The sequence below is a fragment of the Thermorhabdus hydrogeniformans genome (genome assembly GCF_049310025.1).
GTDB lineage: Bacteria > Bacillota > Thermosediminibacteria > Thermosediminibacterales > Tepidanaerobacteraceae > JBJYKD01.
On the sequence record NZ_JBJYKD010000024.1, the window covers coordinates 1 to 25,827 of the forward strand.

Annotated in this window: 26 protein-coding genes; all 26 read right to left on the bottom strand. The window is 47.5% G+C overall.

Annotated features, from left to right (window positions below):
* Window positions 1–224 precede the first annotated feature (224 nt).
* The 26 genes from ACKX14_RS11295 to ACKX14_RS11420 all read right to left on the bottom strand — a co-directional run bounded on the left by ACKX14_RS11295 (window position 225) and on the right by ACKX14_RS11420 (window position 25,762).
* Window positions 225–965 (bottom strand): ABC transporter permease, encoded by a 741-nt coding sequence (locus ACKX14_RS11295; RefSeq protein WP_422447678.1) that lies wholly within the window; start codon window positions 963–965, stop codon window positions 225–227.
* A 2-nt stretch (window positions 966–967) separates the two neighbouring features.
* Window positions 968–1,711 carry an ABC transporter ATP-binding protein gene (locus tag ACKX14_RS11300; protein WP_422447680.1) on the bottom strand — a complete coding sequence of 248 codons (744 nt, stop codon included), beginning with the start codon at window positions 1,709–1,711 and terminating at the stop codon, window positions 968–970.
* Window positions 1,712–1,730: 19 nt separating this feature from the next.
* Window positions 1,731–2,702, bottom strand: a complete 972-nt coding sequence (locus ACKX14_RS11305) for an ABC transporter substrate-binding protein (protein ID WP_422447682.1) — start codon at window positions 2,700–2,702, stop codon at window positions 1,731–1,733.
* 5 nt (window positions 2,703–2,707) lie between these two features.
* Window positions 2,708–3,298, bottom strand: a complete 591-nt coding sequence (locus ACKX14_RS11310; protein WP_422447684.1) for a UbiX family flavin prenyltransferase — start codon at window positions 3,296–3,298, stop codon at window positions 2,708–2,710.
* A 4-nt stretch (window positions 3,299–3,302) separates the two neighbouring features.
* Window positions 3,303–4,199: a UbiA-like polyprenyltransferase gene (locus ACKX14_RS11315; protein WP_422447686.1), complete on the bottom strand. Its 897-nt coding sequence runs from the start codon at window positions 4,197–4,199 to the stop codon at window positions 3,303–3,305.
* Entirely contained in the window at window positions 4,189–5,622 is a 1,434-nt protein-coding gene (locus tag ACKX14_RS11320) for a menaquinone biosynthesis decarboxylase (protein WP_422447688.1), read from the bottom strand. The genes ACKX14_RS11315 and ACKX14_RS11320 overlap by 11 nt, the downstream gene beginning before the upstream one ends.
* 73 nt (window positions 5,623–5,695) lie before the next feature.
* Window positions 5,696–6,556, bottom strand: coding sequence for a peptide chain release factor N(5)-glutamine methyltransferase (gene prmC / locus ACKX14_RS11325; protein WP_422447690.1), 861 nt, complete (start codon window positions 6,554–6,556; stop codon window positions 5,696–5,698).
* The gene (prfA, locus tag ACKX14_RS11330; protein WP_422447692.1) at window positions 6,553–7,647 is read right to left on the bottom strand and encodes a peptide chain release factor 1; all 1,095 of its coding nucleotides are present in this window, start codon (window positions 7,645–7,647) and stop codon (window positions 6,553–6,555) included. Before prfA ends, prmC begins: the two co-directional genes overlap by 4 nt.
* A gap of 36 nt (window positions 7,648–7,683) precedes the next feature.
* A complete protein-coding gene (locus ACKX14_RS11335; protein WP_422447694.1) occupies window positions 7,684–8,535 on the bottom strand; it encodes a DUF1385 domain-containing protein in 852 nt (283 codons plus the stop codon).
* Window positions 8,536–8,604: 69 nt separating this feature from the next.
* On the bottom strand, window positions 8,605–8,814 hold the full coding sequence (gene rpmE, locus ACKX14_RS11340; protein ID WP_422447696.1) for a 50S ribosomal protein L31: 210 nt from the start codon (window positions 8,812–8,814) through the stop codon (window positions 8,605–8,607).
* A 473-nt stretch (window positions 8,815–9,287) separates the two neighbouring features.
* Entirely contained in the window at window positions 9,288–9,866 is a 579-nt protein-coding gene (locus ACKX14_RS11345; RefSeq protein ID WP_422447698.1) for a UbiX family flavin prenyltransferase, read from the bottom strand.
* A gap of 37 nt (window positions 9,867–9,903) precedes the next feature.
* The gene (locus tag ACKX14_RS11350; RefSeq protein WP_422447700.1) at window positions 9,904–10,962 is read right to left on the bottom strand and encodes a TAXI family TRAP transporter solute-binding subunit; all 1,059 of its coding nucleotides are present in this window, start codon (window positions 10,960–10,962) and stop codon (window positions 9,904–9,906) included.
* Between the two features lie 19 nt (window positions 10,963–10,981).
* Window positions 10,982–12,907 carry a TRAP transporter permease gene (locus ACKX14_RS11355; protein ID WP_422447702.1) on the bottom strand — a complete coding sequence of 642 codons (1,926 nt, stop codon included), beginning with the start codon at window positions 12,905–12,907 and terminating at the stop codon, window positions 10,982–10,984.
* A 71-nt stretch (window positions 12,908–12,978) separates the two neighbouring features.
* Window positions 12,979–13,140, bottom strand: coding sequence for a hypothetical protein (locus tag ACKX14_RS11360; protein WP_422447704.1), 162 nt, complete (start codon window positions 13,138–13,140; stop codon window positions 12,979–12,981).
* 3 nt (window positions 13,141–13,143) lie between these two features.
* Window positions 13,144–14,544, bottom strand: coding sequence for a UbiD family decarboxylase (locus ACKX14_RS11365; protein WP_422447706.1), 1,401 nt, complete (start codon window positions 14,542–14,544; stop codon window positions 13,144–13,146).
* 264 nt (window positions 14,545–14,808) lie between these two features.
* Window positions 14,809–15,273: an Lrp/AsnC family transcriptional regulator gene (locus tag ACKX14_RS11370; protein WP_422447708.1), complete on the bottom strand. Its 465-nt coding sequence runs from the start codon at window positions 15,271–15,273 to the stop codon at window positions 14,809–14,811.
* A gap of 37 nt (window positions 15,274–15,310) precedes the next feature.
* Window positions 15,311–15,694, bottom strand: coding sequence for a prenylated flavin chaperone LpdD (lpdD, locus tag ACKX14_RS11375; protein ID WP_422447710.1), 384 nt, complete (start codon window positions 15,692–15,694; stop codon window positions 15,311–15,313).
* A 177-nt stretch (window positions 15,695–15,871) separates the two neighbouring features.
* Window positions 15,872–16,861 (bottom strand): AmmeMemoRadiSam system radical SAM enzyme, encoded by a 990-nt coding sequence (amrS, locus tag ACKX14_RS11380; RefSeq protein ID WP_422447712.1) that lies wholly within the window; start codon window positions 16,859–16,861, stop codon window positions 15,872–15,874.
* Window positions 16,862–16,906: 45 nt separating this feature from the next.
* A complete protein-coding gene (amrA, locus tag ACKX14_RS11385) occupies window positions 16,907–18,304 on the bottom strand; it encodes an AmmeMemoRadiSam system protein A (RefSeq protein WP_422447714.1) in 1,398 nt (465 codons plus the stop codon).
* A gap of 127 nt (window positions 18,305–18,431) precedes the next feature.
* On the bottom strand, window positions 18,432–19,325 hold the full coding sequence (gene rocF, locus ACKX14_RS11390; RefSeq protein WP_422447716.1) for an arginase: 894 nt from the start codon (window positions 19,323–19,325) through the stop codon (window positions 18,432–18,434).
* 193 nt (window positions 19,326–19,518) lie between these two features.
* Complete coding sequence (locus ACKX14_RS11395) at window positions 19,519–20,700, bottom strand: MFS transporter (protein WP_422447718.1); 1,182 nt, start codon at window positions 20,698–20,700, stop codon at window positions 19,519–19,521.
* 97 nt (window positions 20,701–20,797) lie between these two features.
* A complete protein-coding gene (locus tag ACKX14_RS11400; RefSeq protein WP_422447720.1) occupies window positions 20,798–21,763 on the bottom strand; it encodes a cation diffusion facilitator family transporter in 966 nt (321 codons plus the stop codon).
* 283 nt (window positions 21,764–22,046) lie between these two features.
* A complete protein-coding gene (locus ACKX14_RS11405; RefSeq protein WP_422447722.1) occupies window positions 22,047–23,174 on the bottom strand; it encodes a saccharopine dehydrogenase NADP-binding domain-containing protein in 1,128 nt (375 codons plus the stop codon).
* 36 nt (window positions 23,175–23,210) lie between these two features.
* The gene (locus ACKX14_RS11410) at window positions 23,211–24,146 is read right to left on the bottom strand and encodes a quinate 5-dehydrogenase (protein WP_422447724.1); all 936 of its coding nucleotides are present in this window, start codon (window positions 24,144–24,146) and stop codon (window positions 23,211–23,213) included.
* On the bottom strand, window positions 24,143–24,679 hold the full coding sequence (locus ACKX14_RS11415; RefSeq protein ID WP_422447726.1) for a helix-turn-helix domain-containing protein: 537 nt from the start codon (window positions 24,677–24,679) through the stop codon (window positions 24,143–24,145). The genes ACKX14_RS11410 and ACKX14_RS11415 overlap by 4 nt, the downstream gene beginning before the upstream one ends.
* 120 nt (window positions 24,680–24,799) lie before the next feature.
* Window positions 24,800–25,762 (bottom strand): hypothetical protein, encoded by a 963-nt coding sequence (locus ACKX14_RS11420; RefSeq protein WP_422447730.1) that lies wholly within the window; start codon window positions 25,760–25,762, stop codon window positions 24,800–24,802.
* Window positions 25,763–25,827 lie beyond the last annotated feature (65 nt).

Consider the following 25,827-nt stretch of genomic DNA (forward strand, 5'->3'; position numbering starts at 1 on the left):
TATCATGGCAAACCCGCCGCCCAGGGTAAATGCGCCGATTTTAAAAAAAGCCCAAAACATGAGCAAAAGTTCCCCCGCCCCCAGCTTTTTTATTTTTCCAGTCAACGCATATCACGTCCCTTTTTGTAATTTCTCCTTTAATGCTATTATATCATGCCTTCTTTTACCTCACCAAACTTTTGGAGATTACATTTCGGCTGCAGGCGGTCCCGCTTATTATGGTTTTACCTTTTCCACCTGCAAAAAATCCTATCCAGAGCGTCAACAACTGAAAATAAAATCAATCCCATCCCGCCGAGAACCAGAATTCCCGAATACATGTCGAGGTAATTCACCCTCATCCATGCATCCATAATAAAATAACCTAAGCCGTATTCGGTTCCGAAGGTCTCTGTAAAAAACAAAACCGAAACGGCCGTTCCCGCACCCAGCCTCACGGCGGTCAGCAATTCCGGCGCCGCGGCAGGCAGTATAATCTCTTTGAAAACAATTATATCCCCGGCGCCCAATGATTTCAGGGAATAAAACGTCTCTTTAGGTATGTTTCTCACCGTGTCGCGCATTGTGATTACGATTTGAAACACCGTTATTAGAATTATCATGGTGATCTTGGACAATTCACCCAGGCCGAACAGAATCATCACGATAGGCAACAAAGCGATTTTCGGCACGGGATATGTAAAATACATCACCGGCGCCAAAACCCTGTCCACAGGTCCGTAGTAACCCATTAAAAGCCCTAAAAAAGAGCCCATTAGCACCGAAATAACCAGGCCGGCGACAATCCTGTAAATGCTTAAGGCGGCGTGAATCGCGATCTTTGAAAAAAACACTTTCCGCAAGTTGTAAAAGACGGCAACCGGCGGAGGAAGCGCGGGACTTTTCACCGCAGCGGATGCAATATGCCATAATACAAAAAATAGAAAGAAGATAAAGATATAACGGCCGGTGTTTTTTACCTTCACTTCTATCTTCCCTTTATCAATTCTTTTAATTTAGATTTAATGCTGCAGTAAAGACCCCTGTCCCCGGCTTCACGGACGCCAAAGAATGGGTTATCCATGGTTTTGACGATTCGACCGGGAGGGCCCGTCATGACGGCTATTTTCTTCCCCAGATAAATCGCTTCCTCGGTACTGTGGGTCACGAACACCGTTGAAACGGAATCGCCTTTCCACACATCTAAAAAAAGGTCCTGCATTTCTTCCCTGGTTATGGCGTCGAGTGCGGAAAAGGGTTCATCCATAAGCAAAATATCGGGCCTCAGAATAAACGCTCTGGCTATTGCCACCCTTTGTCTCTGGCCTCCGCTCAACTCCCCGGGATACCTTGTAAAAAGGCCGGAAAGGCCCATTCGGGACAGTATGTGTTCGGCATACTCTCTATCGATTTTCGTAATTTTTTTCTTTATTCTCAACCCCAGCAGCGAATTTTCAATGACGTTTTTCCACGGCAAAAGACCGTAATCCTGAAGGACGAGGCCTATTCGATGCTTCCTGGGATCGATGGGGGTTTTATCTATAAAAACTTCGCCTTTAAATTCTTTTATAATTCCCGCCAGCACGTAAAGCAGTGTGGATTTTCCACATCCCGACGGGCCTATTACGGCAACGGTCCCCCCTTTTTCCACATCCAGGTTTACCCCCGCCAGAGCCCTGAATTTTCCTCGGGAAGTTTTGTAAAAAACTTCGAGATTTCGAACCGTGATCATATAAAACGCCCGCTTTAATTTAATCTATGAATCTACCGTCCACCACTTGGTCAAAAGAATACGCCTTCTTTATCAGGCCTTTTTTCACCAGCCAGTCCATCACCCCGTCGAAATCCTCTTTAGACGGCAGTTCCGCCTTTGTGTATTCCGGAAGGGCTATGGCGCCCTTAACATCTTCGGGGAACCCGGCCTTTTCTATCACAGTATCAATATAAGCCGACTTTTCATTTTGTTTAAGATATCCTACGGCTTGGTTATACGCCCTGTAGAAGGCCTTTATTTCGTTCTCTTTTTTTTCTAATGCCTGCTGAGTAAACAGCAATACCCCCGGATTAATCCCCAACCTGTCGGTGCTCTCAATAACCCTTGCACCATTTTTTACGGCCAGTGTGGCCAGCGGGTCAGGAAGTGTTGCGGCGTCTATTTTCCCTTTTTGGAGCATCTCAAGCCTTGCGGGTATTTGAGGTACCGCCACCTTGTTTACATCGCCGGGGTCTATGCCGTATTTTTCTAATATTTTATCGGTGGCATATTCAATAATGGTGTTGGTTGATAATGCTATATCCCTGCCCTTTACCTTTGCCACCTCATTGATATTTTTTTGTTTTCCTGTAAGCAGTTTGTAAGTCCCGTCGGTGCGGGAGGTGATCTTAACCTTGAATCCTCCGTCGTTGGCAAAAGCCGCCGCCAGAATATCCGAAACCGCTCCGTCTATTTTGCCGCTTTGAAGGGCGCTATCCCTTTCCACGGCGCTTTTAAAATGCTCAAGGCGCACCTCAACTCCCTGTTCTTTGAAATATCCCTGCGCCTCAGCAATGATAAGGGGTATAGAATCCACATCGGGAAGCACACCGATTACCAGCGGGCCGCCCCCCTGACTTTCAGCCGCCTCTTTGCTTTTCCGCGCCGAACTGTCCGAACACGCGCTCAGCAAAAGTATCAGGGAAATCGATATCAAAATCGCCGCCATTTTTTTGATTTTTTTGCTCATGATTTTTAAACTCCTTTCCACCCGTCATATAGTTGATTTGGAATGTTCAGAATGTCCAAAACCCTTCCCACTATGAAATTGACCATGTCGTCAATGGTTTTTGGATTTTGATAAAAGGCAGGCATGGCAGGTATAATCGAGACACCCATTTTGCTGAGTGCCAGCATGTTTTCGAGGTGTATTGAGTTCAACGGTGTCTCCCTGGGAACTATGACGATTTTTCTTTTTTCCTTCAAAAATACATCAGCGGTTCTCTGCAGTAAATTGTGTGACAATCCGTGAGCTATAAACGCCAGGGTCGACATGGAGCACGGTATTATTACCATTGCGTCTGCCTTGAAGGAGCCGCTGGCTATGGGCGCAAAAAGATCATTTATGTCGTAATTTTTAAGAGTACCGCCGAATGATTTTTCAAATTTGCCTAAATGTGAAATTAAAGCCTCCGTATCAAGCCCCAATTCATGCTTTAAAACCCTGCCCCCGTTTTCAGTGACCGAAAGGTGGACCTCGTGTTTCCCCTTTAAAAGCTCTTCTATTAATCTTACTCCGTATATGCAGCCGCTTGCGCCCGTTATGCCGACTACAAACCTTGCCATCCAATCACCTCAAAATAAAAATGTCCATAGAAGAAAATATAAAAAAAATCACGCTGACTATCTGATTAATGTCATAAGAAGCTATGGTCACATGTTTTAAGTCCGCGGGGGAAACCAGTTTGTGTTCCGCGTATAGAAAACACGAGATAATAACAAGGCCCAGCAGATAGAGGTAACCCATATCCATCAAAAAGTAGAGGTAAAATAACAGCCCCACAGAAATCCCATGAAAAGCGGCAGATACCTTAAGTGCGTTTTCTACGCCGAATTTCGCCGGAATCGAATGAAGGCCGTGGCCGGTATCAAACTCCACATCCTGAGAACCGTAGATGATGTCGAATCCCGCAACCCAGAACATCACCGCCGCGCCGAGAACAACGGCAGGCCACTGTATTTTGCCCGTGACCGCTATCCAGGCTCCCACCGGAGCTCCGCCGCAGGCAAGACCCAGCACCACATGACACAACCACGTAAACCGCTTGGTATACGAATATATCAGGAATAAAAATATAGCCAGCGGCAGCAATTGCACGCAAAGGGGGTTTAGTTCAAATGCGGCTAATACCAGGGCTGCAAAGCAGAACACAACTATTAAGAAAGCCTCATATTCTTTAACTATGCCCATCGGTATATGCCTTCCGGCGGTCCTCGGGTTTTTGGCATCTATATCCCTGTCCACCAGCCTGTTCAACGCGTTGGCCCCGTTTCTCGCCCCGAAAAGGGCCACCACGGCCCACAAAAACACCCTTACGGGCGGAAACCCTCCCGCGGCCCAGAACATGGCAATGAGTGAAAACGGCAGCGAAAATAACGTATGGGAAAACATGACCAATTCCCCGTAAGTCTTCAGCCGGCCCAGCATGGCACCAACCGGCGGTACTGCATGGCCTTTAGAATCCATATTCCTTCCACCTTCTATCGACCATTTCCTTTATTTTCGGGTCCATTACAATATCGTCAGGCCACTCTCTTTCATATCCTTCTTCCTTCCACTTTTTAGTCGCATCGATTCCCATTTTGCTGCCGTAATGCTTCACAGGCGAAGCGTGATCCAGAGCGTCCAGCGGCCCTTCAACTATTACCACATCCCTTCTGGCGTCGATATTGTTGAATACCTTCCACGCCACTGTCGAAAGGTCTTTCGGGTCTACATGCTCGTCCACTACAATTATAAGTTTCGTGTACATCATCTGGCCGATTCCCCACAGGGCGTGCATCACCTTTTTTGCGTGGCCGGGGTATCTCTTTTTTATCGATACTATTACGCAGTTGTGAAATACGCCTTCCAGCGGAAAATTTATGTCCACGATTTCGGGGCACTGTATTTTTAAAAGCGGTAAAAAAATCCGTTCGGTAGCCTTTCCCAAAAAGCAGTCTTCCATAGGGGGTTTCCCTACAACCGTGGCCGGATATATGGGATTTTTTTTGCGCGTCATGCACGTCAGGTGAAAGACGGGATAAAGGTCTTTAACCGAGTAGTATCCCGTGTGGTCCCCAAAGGGGCCCTCTTCCCTTAATTCATCGATATCCACGTATCCTTCCAGGATAAATTCCGCATTGGCGGGTACGTAAATATCGTTGGTCTTACACTTGACCAACTCAAGAGGCGCCTTCCGCAAAAACCCCGCAAATATCATCTCATCGATTTCTTTGGGGAGAGGGGCGGTAGAAGCATATATCGTGGCGGGGTCGCAGCCCAGCGCCACAGAAACGGGCATTTTCTCCCCCAGCCTTTTATATTTTTCATATATTTCCCTGCCGTCTTTATGGATGTGCCAGTGCATGCCCGTAGTTTTTTCGTCGTAAACCTGGAGCCTGTACATGCCCATATTCTGTGCGCCCGTCTCGGGGTCTCTCGTAATTACCAGGGGAAGGGTGATAAATTTTCCTCCATCCCCGGGCCAGCATTTTAAAACCGGCAGTCTGGAAAGATCCGGTTTTTCGACGACTTCCTGACAGGCGCCCTGCTTGACCTTTTTTGGAAATATTTTTGCAAGTTTTGCAAGTCTCGCGCCAGCTCGTATTTTATTGAACAATCCTGTGTAATGGGATATATCCATCAGGTCCTCTATTTCTTTCGCAACATCATCCAGGCTTTCAACTTCCAGCGCCAGGTTCATCCGCTCGTAAGTTCCGAAGGTATTGACTAAAAGCGGAAACTCCGAACCTTTCACATTTTCAAAAAGCAGTGCGGGGCCTCCCGATTTTACCACCCTGTCCACTATTTCGGTTACTTCCAGTTCGCTGTCCACCTCTGCCTTTATTCTCTTGAGCTGGCCCTTTTGCTCCAGCACCCTTACAAAATCCTGTAAATCTTTATACATATCTCGACACCCCGCCTTTTGATATTGGGAAATGTGAAGCTTTTATGAAAATGTTTGAAACCGGCCGGGCAGTTTACAGCTCCGGTCTCTTAACGGCGGATACCACTCTGTCTAACCCGGCGTAGTCTTTTATAACTTTTTTAACTTCAAACCCGGCTTTCTCCAGTAAAGCCTTTACCGGTGCGGCCTGGTTCCATCCGATTTCGAAGATGATGCGCCCCCCCGCTTTTAAAAATGCCGGGGCTTTAGATATTATTCTCCTGTAAATTTCAAGGCCGTCCGGGCCGCCGTCCAATGCCATAACGGGCTCCCTTTTTACATCTTCCGGCAGGGTCTCGATTTCGCCGCTCGGGATGTAAGGAGGGTTTGAAACCACCGCATCAAGATCTCCTATGCCTTTTTTTTCGAAAGGCTCCCACAGATCGCCGCGCATGAAAAAGACCCGCTCTTTCACCCGGTGTTTTACGGCGTTCTCCCGGGTCACTTCGCCGGCGGTTTCCGATATGTCGGAGGCATATACCACCAGCCCGGGATTTTTTACGGCCAGGGTTACCGCGATGGCTCCGCTGCCGCAGCAGAGGTCCGCCGCCCGGGGATTTCTCAAGTCTTTTACAGCCTCCAGGGCCTCCTCCACCGAAAACTCGGTCTCCGGCCTGGGGATAAATACCCCCGGCCTTACGGAAAATTCCAGGCCGTAAAACTCTTTGCGGCCCGTTATGTAAGCCACCGGCACATGCCGGCGGCGAAGGTCCAGAAGCCCTTCATAAACGGCCAGCTGTTTCCCCGTCAGCTCCACTTTATTTTCCACCATAACCTGCAGGCGGCTCATGCCCAGAACGTGGGCCAGGATTAATTCCGAGTCCAATACCGGGTTTTGGACGCCCGCGGCGGCCAGCCTCCTGCGGCCATAAAGCAGGGCTTCCTTTACCGTCACCGGACCACCTGCTCCCCTTCCGTTTCGGATTTTGAAAGTTTCTGCGCCTGGTCTTCGGCGATAAGCCCTTCTATTATCGGGTCAAGGTCGCCGTCCAGTATGCTGTCAAGCTGGTGAAGGGTAAGGCCGATACGGTGGTCCGTCACCCTCCCCTGCGGAAAATTATATGTTCGGATTCTCTCGCTGCGGTCGCCGGTCCCCACCTGGCTGCGCCGGTTTTCGGCGATTTCCCTGTTCTGCTCCTCCCGCATTTTCTCGAGCAGCCTGGATCTCAGGACCTTGAGGGCTTTTTCACGGTTTTTGAGCTGGGATCTCTCGTCCTGGCAGGTGACCACCATGCCGGTGGGGATATGGGTTATGCGCACCGCCGAATCGGTGGTATTGACTCCCTGACCGCCGTGGCCGGAAGCCCTGAATATATCGATGCGCAGGTCGTTGGGGTTTATCTGCAAATCCACTTCCTCGGCTTCGGGCAGGACGGCCACCGTGGCGGTGGAAGTATGAATCCTGCCCCCGGATTCGGTGGTGGGGATCCGCTGGACGCGGTGAACCCCCGACTCGTATTTCAACCGGCTGTAGGCGCCGGAGCCTCTGATTTCGAAAATTATCTCTTTGTAGCCTCCAAGCTCGGTAGGGTTGGAGCTCATGAGGTCTATCTTCCAGCCCTGGCGCTCGGCGTACCTGCTGTACATGCGGAACAAATCCCCCGCAAAAAGGGCCGCTTCTTCTCCGCCGGCGCCGGCCCTTATCTCCATGATGACGTCTTTTTCGTCATTGGGGTCCCTGGGCAGGAGCATTATCTTCAATTTTTTTTCCAGGTCCTGTTTTTTTTCCTCCAGGGAAACCAGCTCTCCTTTAATCAGTTCTTCCATCTCGCCGTCTCCGGAGGTTTCCCTGAGCAATTCCCTGTTTTCTTTTATTTCACTGACTACCTTTTTATATTCCCGGTAGCATGCCACGATCTCTTCCAGGGAAGCGTGTTCCTTTGTAAGCTTCCTCCATTCATCCTGTCTTGAAATAACGGCAGGGTCGCTTATCCTTTCCGTCAGTTCCTGGTACCTTTTTTCAACTGCTTCCAATTTTTCCAGCATAAAAATCACCTTCCGGTAAACGCGTATCTGAATACTTCATATCACGCTTTTTAGAGCCTCTATTGCCACTTCCAGCTGGGATTCGTCCGGTTCGCGGGTGGTGAGCCTCTGGAGCCACATGCCCGGGGCGTTTAAGAGTTTAACCAGGGGAGACCGGCTCCTTCCTGCCAGCCTTACGAATTCGTAGGATATCCCCGCCACCACCGGCAGCATCAAAATCCTGGACAATATCCGGGCGATAAGCCCGGGCCAGCCGAGAACGGAAAAAAGCAGTATGCTCACCACCATAACCACCATCAGGAAGCTGGTGCCGCAGCGCGGGTGGAGGGTCCTGTATTTTTTTGCATTTTCCGCCGTCAGCCTCTCGTTGTTTTCATAGCAGTGCACGGCTTTATGTTCCGCCCCGTGATATTCGAAAACCCTCTTGATATCTTTCATGGATGATATGGTAAAAAGGTAAATTAAAAAAATGGCTATCCTTAATATACCTTCTATAATGTTAAGTGCTATCGGGCTTTCGATGCTCTTACCTATCAGTTTTACCGCGGCGGTGGGTATGATGATGAAGAGCAGTACGGCAAACCCTACGGCCGACAGCAGGGCAAGCGTTATATCCCTGCCGGTGAGCTTCTCTTCTTCGTCGCCTGCAACGCCGGCGGAATAAGAAAGGGCCCGGATGCCTATAACGAGCATTTCCACCATTGCCAGCATGCCACGCAGCAGCGGGAGCTTAAGGAATTTATACCGGTCGGAAAGGGAGTGGTTTTCTTCCCTTTTAATTATAATCTCATCGTTTTTTCTCACGGCTATGGCTGTAAACTTGGGCCCTCTCATCATTACCCCTTCTATTACCGCCTGGCCGCCAATGCTCGGTTTTACGGGTTTCATGTTTAACCTCTCCCTGCATAAGGCACTCATATTAATAAAGGCTAGAGGTAACCTCTAACCTTTAAACGCCTACTCTTCATCCTTTATGCCGTATCTCTTTTTAAATCTCTCGACACGGCCGCCGGTATCCACCAGCTTCTGTTTACCGGAAAAGAAGGGATGACACTTGGAGCATATTTCCACGTGAAGTTCCGGCTTTGTGGAACCCGTCTCAAAGGTGTTTCCACATGCGCATTTGACTATGGCTTTGCCGTACTTCGGATGGATTCCTTCCTTCATCATTATCACCTCTCTATCGTTTATTCAACCGCATTATGGTGCTAATTCCGCAAACCTGTAAAAAACCTATAAAAAAACACCTTTGTTATTATAGCACACGTTGCCGTTTTTCACAAGGGTCTATGGTGTTTGTTTTGTTATGTGAGTCCAGACATGTTTCCGTAGTTTTTCTATTTATCTTTATTTTGGTCGTTTTGTGTCTCTTGTTTTACTTACCTTCATGTATGTATATTCCTTTCTGATACGCTGGCCTTCTACTACTTTCCGTTTTTCCATACACAGTATTGTTATGTTCTTTCTCCAATGTTATTACATGTCCGCAAAAAGGCTCGCTTAACAAATCACATTTAATAAATATTATCACATATAAATTATAACATAGAAAAAAGGGATTGAGATTTTTAAAACATAATATATATCTCAACCCCTGCTCACTGGCTATTTTGAACACTTATTTTTAAAATATTATTTTCCTATACAGCCTCTTTCTCAATGGAACAATATCCCCATCTTTTTAGATTATCAATTTCTATCCCGAATTGGTCGAGAACCCTTCCTACCGTCTGGTTTATTACGTCATCAAGCGTCTCAGGTTTTGTATAAAATGCGGGTACCGGAGGCATGATGGTAACTCCGATTTGCGACAATTTTAACATGTTTTCAAGATGCATTGGATTCAGCGGTGTCTCTCGCACCATAAGGATTAATTTCCTTTTTTCTTTTATAGTCACATCAGCTGCTCTTATAATAAGGTCCTCGGTATAACCATGAGCTATACCCGACAATGTCTTCATACTGCAGGGAGCCACTATCATGCCGTCACATTTGAAAGACCCGCTGGATATAGGGGCGGCTAGGTCATCTTCTTCATAGACAAAATCTGCCAAAGCTTCGACTTCTTCAACAGTATAGTTAGTTTCTGTTTTTATGGTTTCTTTTCCCCATTTACTTATCACAAGATGGGAACTTACCCCTTTTTTATTCAACTCTTCTAAAATCCTTATACCATATATTGAACCAGAGGCTCCAGTAATAGCAACTGTGAGTATCATTATAATCCTCCCCGGTGTTACCTACTTCTTTAGTTATTTATTTTAGTACACCAATTTCTCTATAATATTTTTCCGCTCCCTTATGCAATGGAGCTCCTAGATTTTCTACTAATTTATCTGGAGTTAGCTCTTTTAACGCTACGTGGACAGTTTTTAAATATTCGAGGTTTTCGTTAATTGACAAAGATATGTTATATGCTAATTCTTCAGGTGCATCTTTTGGTACAATTACAACTGTATAAGAAGTTATTGTTGGTATAGCACTATCGTTAAATTTATATGTTTTAGCCGGCACTTCTCCTTTACCATAGCCGTACTTTTCAACCAGTTTATTTATTACTTCTTCTTTAATCGGCAACATCACCAAGTCTTTATTTACAGATGCTTCTTGTATAGGTGAAGCAGGTGCTAATGTCATGGTGCTGAATCCATCAAGAAAACCGTCGGAAAGCATGTCTGATGAATCTCCCATATTTTTGAAAATTACTTGACCGCCCCACTTTTTAATGTCATCATATGTTATACCATACTCGTTAATCATTCTCCTGAAAGCTAGCTCACCAGTAGAACCCGGTGCATCAACAGATACTTTGATAGGAAGTTTTTTAGAAATGATTTCATCTATTGAATTTACCCCTAATTTTTTTGTAACTACAAATTGTAATTGACTTGGATAAAGTGAAGCAATGGTGGCGATATTGTCAATTTTCTGCTTAAACGGATCACCCCCGGTTATTGCGGATGCCGCAATAGCGCTATGGGTTAGGCCGATTTGGGCTTGGTTTTGCGCAACCCGGGTAACATTTGCCACTCCATCACCTGGTACTACTGTAATGGCAGAACCAGGAAAACTTCTGTTTATGGTTTCTGCAACCCCACTCATAACCATATACCATACTCCGCCGGGCGAACTGCCAGCAAATGTTACTCTTATAGGTTTACGATTGGAATTTTGATTTTCATTGTTTTGTGTTTCATTGATTTTTGAACCTGTGTTATTTTTATCATTTTGAGAGTTACTGCCGCAAGCCGTTACCATTGTCATAATCAGAAGTGCTGCTATGAGCAACACTAAAACAGACCATCTTTTTCTCATCCACATTATAAGCCCTCCCTTAATTATTATCTTTTGAGGTAATTGAATTTACTACTTTGCCCAGGCTTATGCTTAACGCAGCTAAAATCACAGCCACAATTGTAAGATACAATATTCCCGTAATTGACATAAATCCGGAAACCGCCAGGATAATTCTTTGCAATACATTCAAGTTTCTTCCAAACCACCCCTCAAATGCTGCTGCTATAAGGGCTACTCCAAAAATTCCGGATATAGCAGCTATAAATATTTGAATTGGCGAACCTATTAACAATAAGGCATTTTGATATATAAATATATACGGCATAATAAAGGCTACCAACCCAATTCTGCATGCCAAAAATCCGACCCTCATCGGCTCCGCATCAGCTATACCTGCCGCAGCAAATGCAGCAGTGGCTACAGGAGGCGTCATCGTTGCTACCGCTGCGAAAAATAATATAAACATATGAGCTGCCATAGGCGGTATACCAAGGTTAATTAATACAGGACCTGCTACAACTGCCGCAAGGAGGTATGACGGAGTTATATTCATTGCAAGGCCCAATATCAATGCTAGCAACATAGTAAATATTAAAGTGAATATTTCCGCATTTCCTGATAGAGCCATTAAATAGGAACTAAATTTTGTACCCACTCCTGTGAGATTAATAATACCGATCATAATACCTGATGTGGCACATGTCGAGATGACCAGTATTCCACTTCTTGTTCCATCTTCCAGGGCTTTTAGTATTTTTGTCCATCCCATTCTAGTTTCTGGTCTCAACCAGCTTATTATCAAAATAATTATTGTTGTCTCAAGCGCAACTCGTGATGGACTTAATCCTTCCATTAATCTTACAACCAAATATACGAGCGGGATAAAAAAGCCCAGACCCTTAATTAAAGTTTTTGCCAAAGGAGGTATTTCATCTCTTGATAATCCTTTCATCCCTAATTTTGCAGCTCTGAAATCAATTGCAAAAAAGATGGCTAGATAATATATAACTGCAGGAATTGCTGCTGCGGCTGCGACACTTATATATGGAACTCCAATAACTTCTGCCATTAAAAAAGCTACAGAACCCATAACTGGGGGCATAATTGTTCCTCCGGTAGAAGCGCAACATTCCACTGCTGCAGCAAAATCTGCAGGATAGCCAGATTTTTTCATCATCGGAATTGTTATAGTTCCCACACTGGAGACATTAGCTACGGGACTCCCTGAAATCATACCAAAAAGGCCGCTGGCGATGATACCTACCTTTGCAAGACCTCCTCTGCTCCACCCTGCCAATGATGATGCAAATTCAAATAAAAAGTCTCCTGCTCCTGAAGTTTGTAAAAAAGCACCGAAAATTATAAAAAGGATTATGTATGTCGATGCTATACCTAGAGCCTGCCCCCAGATTCCATCTGTTGTCAGGAACAATTCATCTATAATAGAACTGATAGAAAATCCATTATGCCCGAAAAGGCCCGGGATTACATTGCCATACAATGCATATAACAGGGATAGGATTGATAAAATCGATAACCATGGTCCGATTATTCTCCTTGTTCCTTCTAACAAAAGTATCATTGTTATAATCCCCATTAATATATCAAAACCTGTTACTACATCAGAAAACGGAAACCGTGTTACCAATCTATTTAAATTTGCCACTATATAAATACCTACTGTCATAGACAATCCAACAAAAACCCAATCGTACCATGGTATATAATTTTTTGATTTACTTCCCGGAGCTGTGTAAATCATGAAAGTTAAAGCGAAGAATAAGCTAAAAGTTATTCCCCTATGTAGTATAGGAGTTGGAAAGCCTATAACACTCCATAGATTATACAATGTGGTAACTATCGCTATTGTTTTCACTAATTTTGCTAATCCAGGAGGTAGTTTTCTCTTTTCACCTTCGCCCATTATATACTCAACTATATTTACTTTTTCATTTTGTGGCACGACATGAATACCTCCTTCTGTTTAATTCTTTGGCAGGGCTAATGCCCTGCCGTATTCATGTATAAATTTTCTTACCCCTGCTCCTCGATTATCTCTTTGGCTTCTTCGTCGATGAATCTTTCTCCGCAGAATGGGCACAGGAGTTTACACTGTTTTTTATGCCTGAAGTCGTCCTTTGATGCATAGAATTTTTTTTCACATTTGGGGCAGACAACCCAAAAAATTCTCGCCATCCCTTACACCCCCTGTATCCATTCTTCCAGTTTTATTCTTTTCATTACTTCTTCAGGAACTTTAATGCGTTCGGCAAAAGGCCTGCTCACGGGTTTTGTAGCATCGATGAGCATTTTATCGCCTACGGCGTGAATGGTGGAAGACGGATCTAGAGAACCTCCTCTGACTTTCCTGATGATGTCCACATCTTCACCGGCCTGTACCCTTGTGGCCACTGCCCACAAAACTTCTTTCTCATTGAAGGGGTCAATGTCGCTGTCCACTACTATCACATGCTTTAATTCATCGTGATAGGGCAGCGCAGCGATGGCCGCCACTTTACCTTCGCCGTCAACCTTTTTATCTATGGAGATATATGCGTGGAAACGGCAGCATCCGGATATGGGGAAATGAACAGCTTTCACGCCGGGCACCGACTTCTTGACTTCCTCATATATTCCCGCTTCTTTCGGTATACCTCCCAATATGGAAGTATCGGGGTGGCCGACAAGTATGTTCATATAGTAGGCATCTTTTCTGTAAGTAATTGCTTTTACTTTCACAACCGGTGACCATCTCTGAGGTCCATAGTAGCCGGTAAATTCTCCGAATGGCCCTTCAGCGTCTCGGAAGTTGGGTATTACTTCTCCTTCTACCACGATTTCCGCATCAGCCGGAACCAGCAGTTTATCGCCATAAGCTTCTGACGGAACCAGCCTTAAAGGTTCATTCAAAATCCCTCCTATTACTTCATATTCGTCGGTCTCCATGCTCACCAGGGCCTCGGATCCCAGATAGAAACCCGGATGATGCCCCAGCACATGGGCAACAGGCAATGCTTCGCCCTTTTGCGCCGCTCTCATGCAATAATTCCACAGGTGTCTGGGTGACATCCATAGTCCCAGCTCATCTTTTCCCCGGACCAGCATCCGGTGGTGAGAGGAATTATAGACTCCAGTGTCTGGGTCCGGAGCTATGACTGCGTCTACGAGATAAGGATAGCCGTCCATCTCGTGGTGGGTGATAACCGGAAGTTCTCTCAAATCCACCTCATCGCCGACTTTTATGACCTCTTTTACCGGTGCTTCATCTTTACTCACTATAACGGGCTTTATCAGATTTTGGCTTCTCTTTGCAAATTCCATACTGGTTTCCATGCGCCACTGGTCTTTAGAAAGGCCCAGGGCCACTGCGCATTTTTGCCTCGTAGCGAACATATTGGTCAAAACTTTGAACTGGCTGAGTTCCCCTTTGAGGTTTTTAACATTTTCAAAAATCAAAAGCGGATACTTATCCTGGTTTTCCAGATGCTGCTGAATGGCGGTAATTTCAAATTTGGGGTCGATTTCCCTTTTGATTCTGATAATGTCTTCAGGCATTTGTTTTTCCAAATCTTTGATAAAACTCCTCAGATCCTTAGGCATTCCTGCACCTCTCCCTTTTAAACTTTTAAATTTCTGTACTAAAGTCGAATAAAAAAACCGATTTCCCCCTCCGTGCATAATGTTTTAATTATATGTTTTATTCGCATTATTCAACATAAATTTGAAATTACCTTTCTACAATGCACGAAGTTGAAGGGTAAATCGGTCTTTTTAATATTCTTTGTTTTTTAATTTTGTCGAAATATAATACTTTGTATGTCAATTATCTTTTAAAAACAGGCAAATGACGTGTAGATATTGCTCTTAACATATTCTAAGGCCTCCGCTCTTGGATTTAAACCCCCGAATCAAAATATAACTTCTGACACTCATAATGCCGTTTAGAGAATAAATGTGTTCCGAGAGGAACTTTTCCAGATGTTCTTTATTTTTCAGTATTGCATGCACATGAAGGGTGCTTGGACCACTCATCTGATTTACGCTCTGCACATACTTTTGTTCAGCCAAGGTCTTAGCTATACTTTGCAAATGACGAGGCTCCACATCTATCTCAAAGAACGCGGACATTTCAAACCCCATCTTATAGGGGTTTATGACGATAGTGAATTTTTCGATGATTCCATTTCTTACAAGCATATTTACCCTTTCCCGCACAGCTGAACGGGACATGTTGAGCTTTCTACCCAGATCTGCGTACGTCATTTTACCGTTTTCTTGTAGCATTTCCAGGATTTTTTGGTCAATTTCGTCGAGCTCGGTGTATTTCACAGTTTCACCTCGCTTAAAAAAATTTGAGGAATTATAATTATTTTTTTATAAAATGGCTCAATATCATGTCCGTTAGCAACCGTCCGGAATTTTTCAATCTTTCTATATCTTCTATAGTGGCATTTTCAATGTGTACTCCTGCAGTGACCACCACCAACCGGTTCAACTTTTTGCAAATTTCTTCCGCTAAAGGAATGGCAATGCCGTCATCCTTATGTCCCAGCAAGTTAAATACCGATGTAGTACAGCTGATGCTACCGTCGCATTTTAAGCTTTGCCGGGGTTGGCTTATTACCACCGTGCCAATATGGGGCTTTTCTCCACCTCCCAGGTATATGTTTACTCCTTCTGGAACAACCGTCACCACCGCCTTTAGATTCAAGCGGCCTTCACCAATGGTTTCAACAAAAACTTCTTTCATAAAACGACCTCTTTTATAAACTTATGTCTCTTTTATAATATTAAATATTATACGACATTTTAAAGGTTTTACCTGCATAACAATTGCGATTCATAAAAAAAATCAAAATGTTACAGATCGTGCTCATTTTTGCTAACATATTTCCCGGGAAATAGACATTTTTATATGCATGCCGCACTATTTTTCGACTATGGGTACAGCCTGCCCGCAATTTTTGCACCTGCTGTCTTCCATTTCGACTTTTATGTCGTATCCCCTCCGGCAGATGAGGATGGCACCGCATTTCGGGCAGCAGGTGTTGTTTCCCTCATCGTCGATTATATTTCCCGTATACACGTAATCGAGGTACTTCTTTGCTATAGAGCTTGCCCGCTTTATGGTCTCCACCGGGGTGGGAGGAAGGTCCAGCTTGTAATTCGGGAAATAGCGTGTCAGGTGAAGCGGGATATCTTTTCTCAGCGAAGACAGCCACTTTGCCAGGGCTTCCACCTCATTTTCCCCGTCGTTCATTCCAGGGATAAGAAGGGTGGTGATTTCCACATGGCAGTCCCGCTGGGCCCTCTCCACCGTCTGTATAACCGGCGAAAGCCTGCCGGAGGCCAGATCCCGGTAAAAGTCTTCGGTATAGGCCTTGACATCTATGTTCATGGCGTCGATGTAGGGCAGGATCTCCTCCAGCGGCTCCCTCTCGATAAAGCCGTTGGTCACCAGCACGTTCTTCAAGCCTTCCCGGCGGGCAATCCCGGCGCACTCTATAACGAATTCATACCATATGGTGGGCTCGTTGTATGTGTAGGCAATGCCTATATTTTGCTTTTGCCTTCTGGCCGCCCGCACCAGTTCTTCCGCAGTGACCCCTTCGGTGGGCACATCGGTAAGCTGGGCTATCTGCCAGTTCTGGCAGAACTTGCACCGGAAATTGCACCCGAAACTGCCGCATGAAAAAATCCAGCTGCCAGGGTAAAAATGATACAGCGGCTTTTTTTCGATGGGGTCCATTCCCCAGGAAGAAACCCGACCGTAATTTAAAGAATACAGTGTGCCGTCGATGTTTTTCCTCACTCTGCAGGTTCCCGTCCGGCCGGGAGCAATCCTGCAGTGGTGCGGGCAGAGGAAGCAATGTACCGTTCCGTCTCCGTTTTTTTCATAATACATGGCCTCTTTCATAAGCCTTGAATTACCTTCCTTATTATATATTCCTTATTATATAATTTAACAATGCCTTTCCACTTCAAACCTTTCTATTTTATAATCCTCATGCGGGCTTATTCCGGCCTTTCTCAGGGCGATGTTGAGCTGTTCTTCCACCGTGTCCACACCCTCCAGGGCCGGCAGCAGCAGCCCTGACCTGAAGCCTTTTTTCACTATCACCCCGTATTTTCTGGGGTCAAGCTGGTCCGCCGAGTCCACAGGCTCGGGCTTTGTCAGGACATCCACAGAATACGTGAGTTCGGGGAGTTCTTCGGGCCGCACGGGGTAAAATCTCGGGTCCTCGCATCCGGCGCTTATGGCGTTCCGCCTGATCTCTTCGGCTATGTTTTTCTTTGTGGGCAGGAATGTGCCTATGCACCCCCGCAGCTCTCCGTGTTTTTTGATGGAAACAAACACACCGGCCCTTTTTGTCAGCATCTCCTCCGGAAGGTCTTTCGGGATGTCAATTACTCTCCCTTCCCTGACGTATGTTTCAAGGGTCAAGCGCGCCAGCCTCACGTAAGGGTCTTCGTTTTCCCGCCGCCTCCTGATTTCCTCCCGCCCTTTTTCTTTAAGTTCAGGCAGTTTGCTCCGGTCCGGCTCACCGGGGGAAAATTCCGCCACGCAGTAGCCCACGCCGAAGGGGCCTTCATATGAAAGAATCCGCGGCGTTACCTTAAAACCGTCTAAAGCCCCGAGCATTATCCATATGGATCTTAAACCGCATTCCCCCGCTTTTTCTATAAGGCTGCGCTCCAACGCCAGAATGCCTTCCACATCAAAATTCCCGAGCAGTGTCACAAGTTTTTCGTCAAATACCTTCCCCTGAGGGCTGTATCCGGCCGGGGCATCGGGGGTCAGCCTGTGGGACAGATCCCCGCTGGCCACCACCGCCACCTTTCTATCCAGCGCAAAAGCTGCTTCCTGGATCACCTTCCCGAAGGCGTAAAGGTCTTCGTAGGGCAGCATCCCGAAAGCTAAGGGAAGGAGCTTGAACCCGGAAGCAGATTTGGTAATGAAATACATCGGGACGAGTACGCCGTGGTCCAGCGTCTCCTTTATACCGTAGCGGGAAATATTCACACCGCTGGACTTTACCGCCGGCAAATTTCTTTCCGAAGCCCTTTTGATGATTTCTTCTTTTAACTCTTCATCGGCCTCAAACTCCATCTTTACTCCCGGCGCCCCGAAAGAGGAAAGACTGCCTTTCAGCGCGAAGTCGTAAATGCACACGGCATCCTGAAAGACCGGCCCGTGGGGCGAGATTATCACCACCGTATCCGGAGCCAGGTCCTTTATCCGCCTCCCCGCCGATTCGCAGGCCGCAATGGAAGACGCCACCTTTTCCGTTTCCCCTCCCCCCACTTCCTTTACCATAATGGGTGGATGAGGCATAAGATAACAGCTAACGACACCCATGGGTAAAACCTCCCCTGCATTTTATAAAAAAATATCCATTAATCTCGCCTTTCCCCTTTATATATTATTGTCTCAATCATTTTCCTCTCCAGTATATTATAATGCCCATTAATTGCCTGTGTGAGCACTACAAAATCTTCTCCCCGAGAGCCGATGCAATAAGCCCTACGGCCACCCTGGCCGTTTCGTTCCCCCTGTCCAGTATGGGGTTTACCTCCACAAATTCAAGGGAACGCAGTATTCCAGCTTCATGCAGCATCTCCATGGCAAGGGCCGCTTCCCGGTAGGTGATACCTCCCCGCACGGGCGTCCCCACGCCCGGCGCTACTGAGGGGTCCAGCACGTCCATATCAAAACTGAGATGCACTCCTGCGGTCGCATCGCCCGCCAGCTTGACGGCCATTTTTACAACCTCTCTCATGCCGTACTGGTCGATATCGTTCATGGTAAAGACATGAATACCTGATTGCCGGATTAACCTTTTTTCATCCCGGTCAATCGACCTCACCCCTATCAGAACCGTGTTCTGCGGCAGGACTTTTGGAGAAAATCCCCCGATCCCGGTCAGAGATTTGTGGCCCACGCCAAGGCTGGCCGCAAGACTCATGCCGTGGATGTTTCCCGACGGCGTGGTGGTATCGGTGTTAAAATCTCCGTGGGCGTCAATCCATATGACGCCGATATTTTTTAAGACCCCGCTCACACCGGCCAGGGTGCCCAGGGCAATGCTGTGGTCTCCTCCCAGCACCAGCGGAACGAATCCGCTTTCCAGGGTCCGGGCTACCTCTGCGGCCACCCTCTCGGAAGACTCCACGATTTCCTGGAGGTATTTGAGTTTAGCATCTTTAATCCTGCGGCTCTCCGGGGTGGGAACCTCTATGTTCCCGCCGTCTACCACTTCAATCCCGTTTTCCTCCAGGCGCTGCTGAAGATGGGCATATCTTATGGCGCTGGGGCCCATGTCGACGCCGCGGCGGTCGGCCCCGAGGTCCATGGGCACGCCTATGATTTTCACCTTCATAAAAACACCCCACGTCAAAGTATATCACAATCAATAATATATCACTTTCTGTTAAATTTAATTATACTAAAACCGGCAGTATTGTTGAAGCTTTACAGACCCGTTATGCCGGGTCTAAAAGGTTTGCCCGGCCAAGCTGTATGAGACTTTGTCAAAACCCTGACCGCAATTTGATGACAAATTTCAAAGGCGCTTAAAAAGCGCCTTTTTCAACGGAAAACGCACGAGAACCCTGTTTAATAAACGGAAGATACAAATACTGGAACACAAAGTACCCCGTCAGCGGGATCAGAGACAGAACAAGGTACAACCATTTAAAATCCACATACTGGCTCAATCCCCCGAGCATGGCCCCCATGGCAACCCCCAGGTCGAAGGCGGCGGTATATATCCCAAGGGCCATGCCCCTGTAGTCCACGGATATATTAAGCACCAGGAGGGCGCTCAATACTGGAAACAATACGGCGTAACCCAGGCCGTATACTATGGCCACGGCGATAAGCTGGTAGAAGTTCGACACGAAGCTCATGGAAACAAAAGAAACGGTAAGCAGCACCAGGGATACGGCCACCAGTTTCTCCAGGTGCCTGTTGCTCCACGGCCCCATGACCAGCCGGGTGGCCACTACGGCCACGGTATTTATCACGAAGAAATACTCTATCCCGGAAATCCCCCTTTCATCGGCAAAAACCGGGAGCATCGCCGAAATGGCCCCGAAGGTAACAAGGCCGCAGAAAAGCACCAGGGTTGGCAGGTATACGTTTTTCTTAATAAGGACCTCCGTAAATCCGTAGGAACGCCTTTCCTCCGCCTTCCCGCCTGCATCGCGCAGCAAAAATGCAAACAATGCGGCGATCAGGGCCAGAATTACGGTGGTTATTACGGGGCCGTCAAAGCCATAAATTTCCATCAATTTTACACCCAGGGCGGGAGCAAGCCCTTTGGCCGTAATGCACGCAATGCTGTGATACCCCATGAACTGGGCCACAGTGGCGGGGGATGATATGTCCGCCACAAATGTGGTGGCGGCCACTGTAAAAGCCCCAACGGTAAACCCGTAAACCATCTGCGCAAGGCTAAAACCGACTGGAATCACCGGAAACCTTAAAAGCAACGGCGTCAGGAAAAACAGGGCTATGGACAGGAGCATAAGCCTCCTGCGCCCCATGCCATCCACCCAGGTGCCGCCCAGGGGCCTTGCCACCAGCGAACTGAATGAAAAAAAGGCTATTATCACGCCTATGGTAAATTTGTCAATGCCCAATTTCAGCATATAAATGGGAAAAACGGGCATCATCACATAATATGTGGCAAGAAAGGCAACGGTCGCTATGAGATCGTATACGAAGTTCCTGGTGGTACTGTAACTTGCCATGACAATGCCCCCTCCAAAAAAATTTTACATACCATTATAACATAAAATTAATCAAAATTCACACCCGATATTCTATTTTCTGTCATCGGATTCGCCTTCAGGGGCCGGCGGGTATCAAATCTATTTCGGGCTCAACGTGGACAATCACCCGGGAGTTGGTATTGGCTTCTATTACTCTCTCCACCTGTTCGGATATGTTATGCGCCTCCACCAGCGAAAGATTGCTTTCCACCTGAATATGAAGGGAAATCACCTTGTGGGCGCCGTAGTCATGAACATTAATTTTATGAACCCCCTGGACTCCCGGCACCGAAAGAGCCAGGGAGGTAATCTTATTTATCATATCCTTTTCCGCAACCTCACCGATGAGCTTTGAGGCCGACTCCCGGCAGATGCTGACGCCGGTGTAGATTATAAGGGCGGAGACGCCCAGTCCGAACACGGCGTCCACCTTGAAATAACCGTAGTTGGTCGCCACTATGGCTATCGCCACAAGAACCGATGCTATGCCGTCGGTCCTGTGGTGCCAGGCGTCGGCGATAAGAGCCGGCGCACCGGTGCGGCGGCCCAGTTCGATGGAAAATCGGGCCATCCATTCTTTGAAAACGGCGCCAAAAAACATTACCAGGGCCACCGGATAGCTCCCTCTTACGGGTGTATTGATTATCAAGCGCTGGTATGAGGATTTTCCAAATTCCACCCCCACCAGTATCAGCATTATGGCAATTATCAATGTCGCTATAAACTCTATCCTCCCATGCCCGTAGGGGTGCTTTTCGTCGGCGGGCGAGCTTGAAAATTTAAAACCGAGCAGCACCACCACCGATGTAAGAATGTCGGAAGCCGTATGGACCGCATCCGCCATCAGGGAAATGCTGTTCAGCATTATACCGAAAAATATCTTCACCGCGGCAAGAGCCAGGTTGCCGACGATGCTGACCCACGCCTCAAGATAAGCGTATTTTTTCCTGACTGTCTCATCCGTTATCTTGTCGGACATCTTCTTTTCTTTTAAAAAAAACGATATTAAAAAATCTACACTTCGGGTTACCAACCTGTTCAAACTGCTTTACCTCCTTTATCCGCTTCGCACTATAAAAAAAGCTTGCGGGACAGAACCCACAAGCTTAACTTGCTGCGCATTTCAAGCGCCCGGCTTTTCTGCCTGTTCTCATTACGATGATAATTGTAACATTAACCGCAGCCAAAGTCAAGTGTGACAATGGTTTTCGGGTGATAACGGTTATTGGTATCTTTCATTGATATAAAAAACAAAAAGCCCGCCCTTCTTTAAACAGGGTCAGGCTTTATCTGCCGATAATGAGAAATTTTATCGTGTCCGGCATCTATGTGGTTACCGGACACACCCTGCCGGTTAACCCCCGGCCGCTTTTGTCCGCCCCCTCCAGTTTTTTCTGGGCGTTTTTCTTGATTTTCTCTATCTGCTCTTGAGTAACGGCCCTCTCGAAACTCCTGAAACCGGCCAGTTTAAAGCCGTGCTTTTTCGCCAGCCTAGAAATTTCCTCAACCTGCTCCACAGTGAGGTCCCTGCCCAGGGTAAAGTTTTCGTAGCGCCTTTCCAGTGCCAGTATCATGGTCTCCGCCATGCAGGCGTAGGATGTTTTCGGGGGAAATCCGAAGTTGAAGTGAAAGTCAACATCCCCCGGCACTTCCACAACGCCGCCTTCAATTATGAGCACGTCGTCCCGCTTTTCGGCCACCTCCCTGGATACGTCTCTGGGCCGCGCCACATCGCATACCACGGCGCCGGGCTTTAAATCCCCGGCGTCTATAACCGAATCGACGCTGCTGGTGACGGTGATCACCACATCGGCTCTTTTTAATGCGCTGTGGACGTCGGAAGAGATCCTTACCGAAAGCCCGGTATCATTTAAAATCCTGTCGGCGATTTTTTCCAGCTTTTCAGTCCGGCGGCCCACCAGCGTCAGGAACCGGCATTCTCTTGCAAGGATCTCGGCACACACCCTGCCTATGGAACCGGTGGCCCCCACCACCACCACTTCGGCATTTTTTATGTCATGGCCCATTATCCCGGCGGCCTTCTTTGCCCCTTCCAGAGCCGTGGCGACGGTATAGCTGTTGCCGGTGGTAACGGGGATGTTTAAATTCTTAGCAATGGTTATCCCCGCATCGCCCACCACCGAAGTAAAGGCCCCCAGGCCGACGATCCTGGCACCCAGTTTTTCCGCCAGCTTGCCGGCTTTGATTATCTTTTTCAGCACGTACTCCTCCGGCAGTGTCATCATCTGCCTGGTGGTAAGGGGGCATCCCACGAACCAGCCCTCCACTTCATTGTACGGGCTCTTCACGCCGGTGATGTGGGACACCCTGACCGGCGGCATATTTTTCATGATCCCTTCCACAATTCCTTCCGGCAGCTTCTTCATAAACCCGAATTTTCTTGAGACATCGGATATGTCAATTGGATGAATTATGAATGCAAAATTGTCCACAGCAAATCACCCCATACCCAGATTATAAGTTGTCGATCAAACCGCCGCTCCGGCCGGGAGCGCGGCCGCATCGTTCAGGGTTTCAATTCTCGGTGCAAATCCTATTTTATCCAGCAGTTCTTCGTAGTCGGCGGGCGTCAGCTCTTTGTAAGGTTTGGTTGAAAGAGAGACGAGCACCCCTTCCATAACATTGGTGCCAAAGGACCTGCCCTCCAGTTCCGGCGTCGTGGTTATAAGCATGCCGGCACCCCTTTCCCGGAGCATTTTTACATCCGCCGGCGTCACCGTGTTGGTTATGATGATTTTTCCGGAAATGTCAGGGGGCATATACCTTCTTATGAAATGGAAGTCTCCGGCTATGATATCGGCCTCGTCATAAAAGCGCCGGTAGCGGGGGTCTACCTTTTCCTGCTTCTCCCCGGTGGGATAGAGCATTTTAAAGGGAAGGCGGCATATGAACGGCGCCACGATTTTGGCCAGCAGGTCCAGGGTTTTCAACGAGCGGATGGGCACGGGAATCCCCAGGGCAAATATGAGATCTCCTATGATCAGATCGCAGCCGGCTCCGGCCAGCGCTTCTGCCATGCCGAAGCGATCCATGGCGGACACCAGCAGGACCCTTTTGCCCTTAAAATCCACCTTCTTTTCGACAACCAGGTAATTTATTACTTTCCTTTCGAGGGTATTCTTGAGGCCCGAGCCGTCAACTATGGGCGAGATTTTCGCCGCCCGGGCGATGGGCACGGCGTCTCTTATCATGTACCTCCTGTTGCCTGCCGAAAGGTAAAGGTCTATCCCCCCCATGCCGAAGGCACTGACCTTGCCATCCATCTCTTTTATTATTTCTATCGCCTTTTTTATGTCACCGTCGGTGCCCCGGCGCTCTATTATAAACTTTTCCCCGAGAATTTCCGCTTCCACTTTGTGATCCCGTTTCGAAGACCCCAAGCTCACGCTCAGCACGTGTTTCATAAATCATCACCTTTTTTTAGTTTTCTTATGATTTCTCTCAGATTTTCGGGGTTGACGTATTTATCCTCGGTTATGGGAGACTTGCCTATGTTCAGGGCCACCACTTCCTTGTCCAGAAGGGCTCTGAAAAGCCTCAGCCTCTGGTCCGAACCCAGGATGATGACCACATCGCACTGCCTCACCTTGTATATAAGGCTCATGACCTCATTCAGGAGTTCTATGCCCGTCCTGGAATACACAAAATCCCAGCGCTCTTTGTCGTTCATGAGCAGGATGAAATCCACTCCTTCCTGGCGGGCCATCTCCCGGATCTCCTCCACGTTCAGGAGCGGGAAACCTATCAGGGCTATGGTCTTTCCCTTCCGGATCTCGCCCAGGTTTTCCAGCCTGGATATAAAAGTCCTGTCGGTGCCGAATTTTTTGGCAACTTCTGCCTGGGAAAGGCCCTGCCGCCTCAATGTCAGCATTTCCTCTATGGTCCCCGTCAACTTGGACATGCTTATGAGTTTATCGCCGATTCTTATGAGGTCCATGCTGCGCAACTCCCTGTGTGCACGCTTTTGTGCTCAATGTTATTTTATGTTATGGAGGAAAAAAAATCAAGAGAAGGATTCGAAAAAAAGCAGTAAAAAAGAGAGCATATTTTTGCCCTCTCAGTGCCACGGATCCTGGGGAAATTTCATTATCACCCTTTTATAGACAGCCAGCTCCTCGGGGGTATCGTCGTGAAACATGCCTTTTTTCAACCCCTGGAGCTTTCTCAGATCCTTTTGGGTGGAAATCCCCATGTCTTTTGTAATCCTTGAGACGGTTTTAGTCCTGGCGGCGTCCAGGGAATCGACCAGGCTGGCGCCGCTTTTCAACTGATTTTTTAGTTCTTCGGTAAGATAAGATGAAGCCATCCGGGTCAGCGGGTTTCCGCATATGCCGCTCCTCGTCACCCCGAACACCTCCGGGAGTTTTCTGGCAATTCCTATTTCCACCGACCATTTGAGTTCTTCGGTTTCCCGCATCACACATTCTCTCAAGGTTTTGGGGGTGCACAGGGCGTAGTTCTTCAGCGAGCGGATGATGGCGTGTTCCAGTGTGTGGGCTTTCTCCGGCTCCACCTCCGACCCTATCCGCCCAACGATGGCCACATTTTTGCCCGTTTCATACTCAAAGCCGTATATGGTTATCTCTATATTTTTCCTGTCGGAACCGAAGGTGGTATAACCCCCGGCCGGGTGCCAGCCCGCTCCGCAGATCACCGGATACCCCTCCGACCGCAGTTCCTGTATATCAAGTTTTTCCACCCCAAGCGCCACCAGGCCTTCATCGGTATATTCAAAATTCCTCGCCCTGGCCCTCTCGCGGCCTATCACCCGGGCGAAAAGACCCTGTTTGTCCGGCGCCGTCGGAATGTTTCCCATCCAGAGGTCTTCAATCCTGGCCAGGACGCCCACGGGGTAAAAGGTTTCATCCTCCGATGAAATGGGGAAGAGAAAGACTTCACCGCCAATGCCGGCACCGGACAGCATTTTTGAAAAATAGGGGTCGAAAAAAACACCCTGTAAAACTCCGCCGTCGGGGCGGGGCAAAACTCCGTTAATAATGGGAAGGGCAAATAAGTCCAAACACTTTACCTCCTTTATTTTAGAATGGCTCCACCTGCGCTTGGGGCAAAACTCCATCGCCAGTG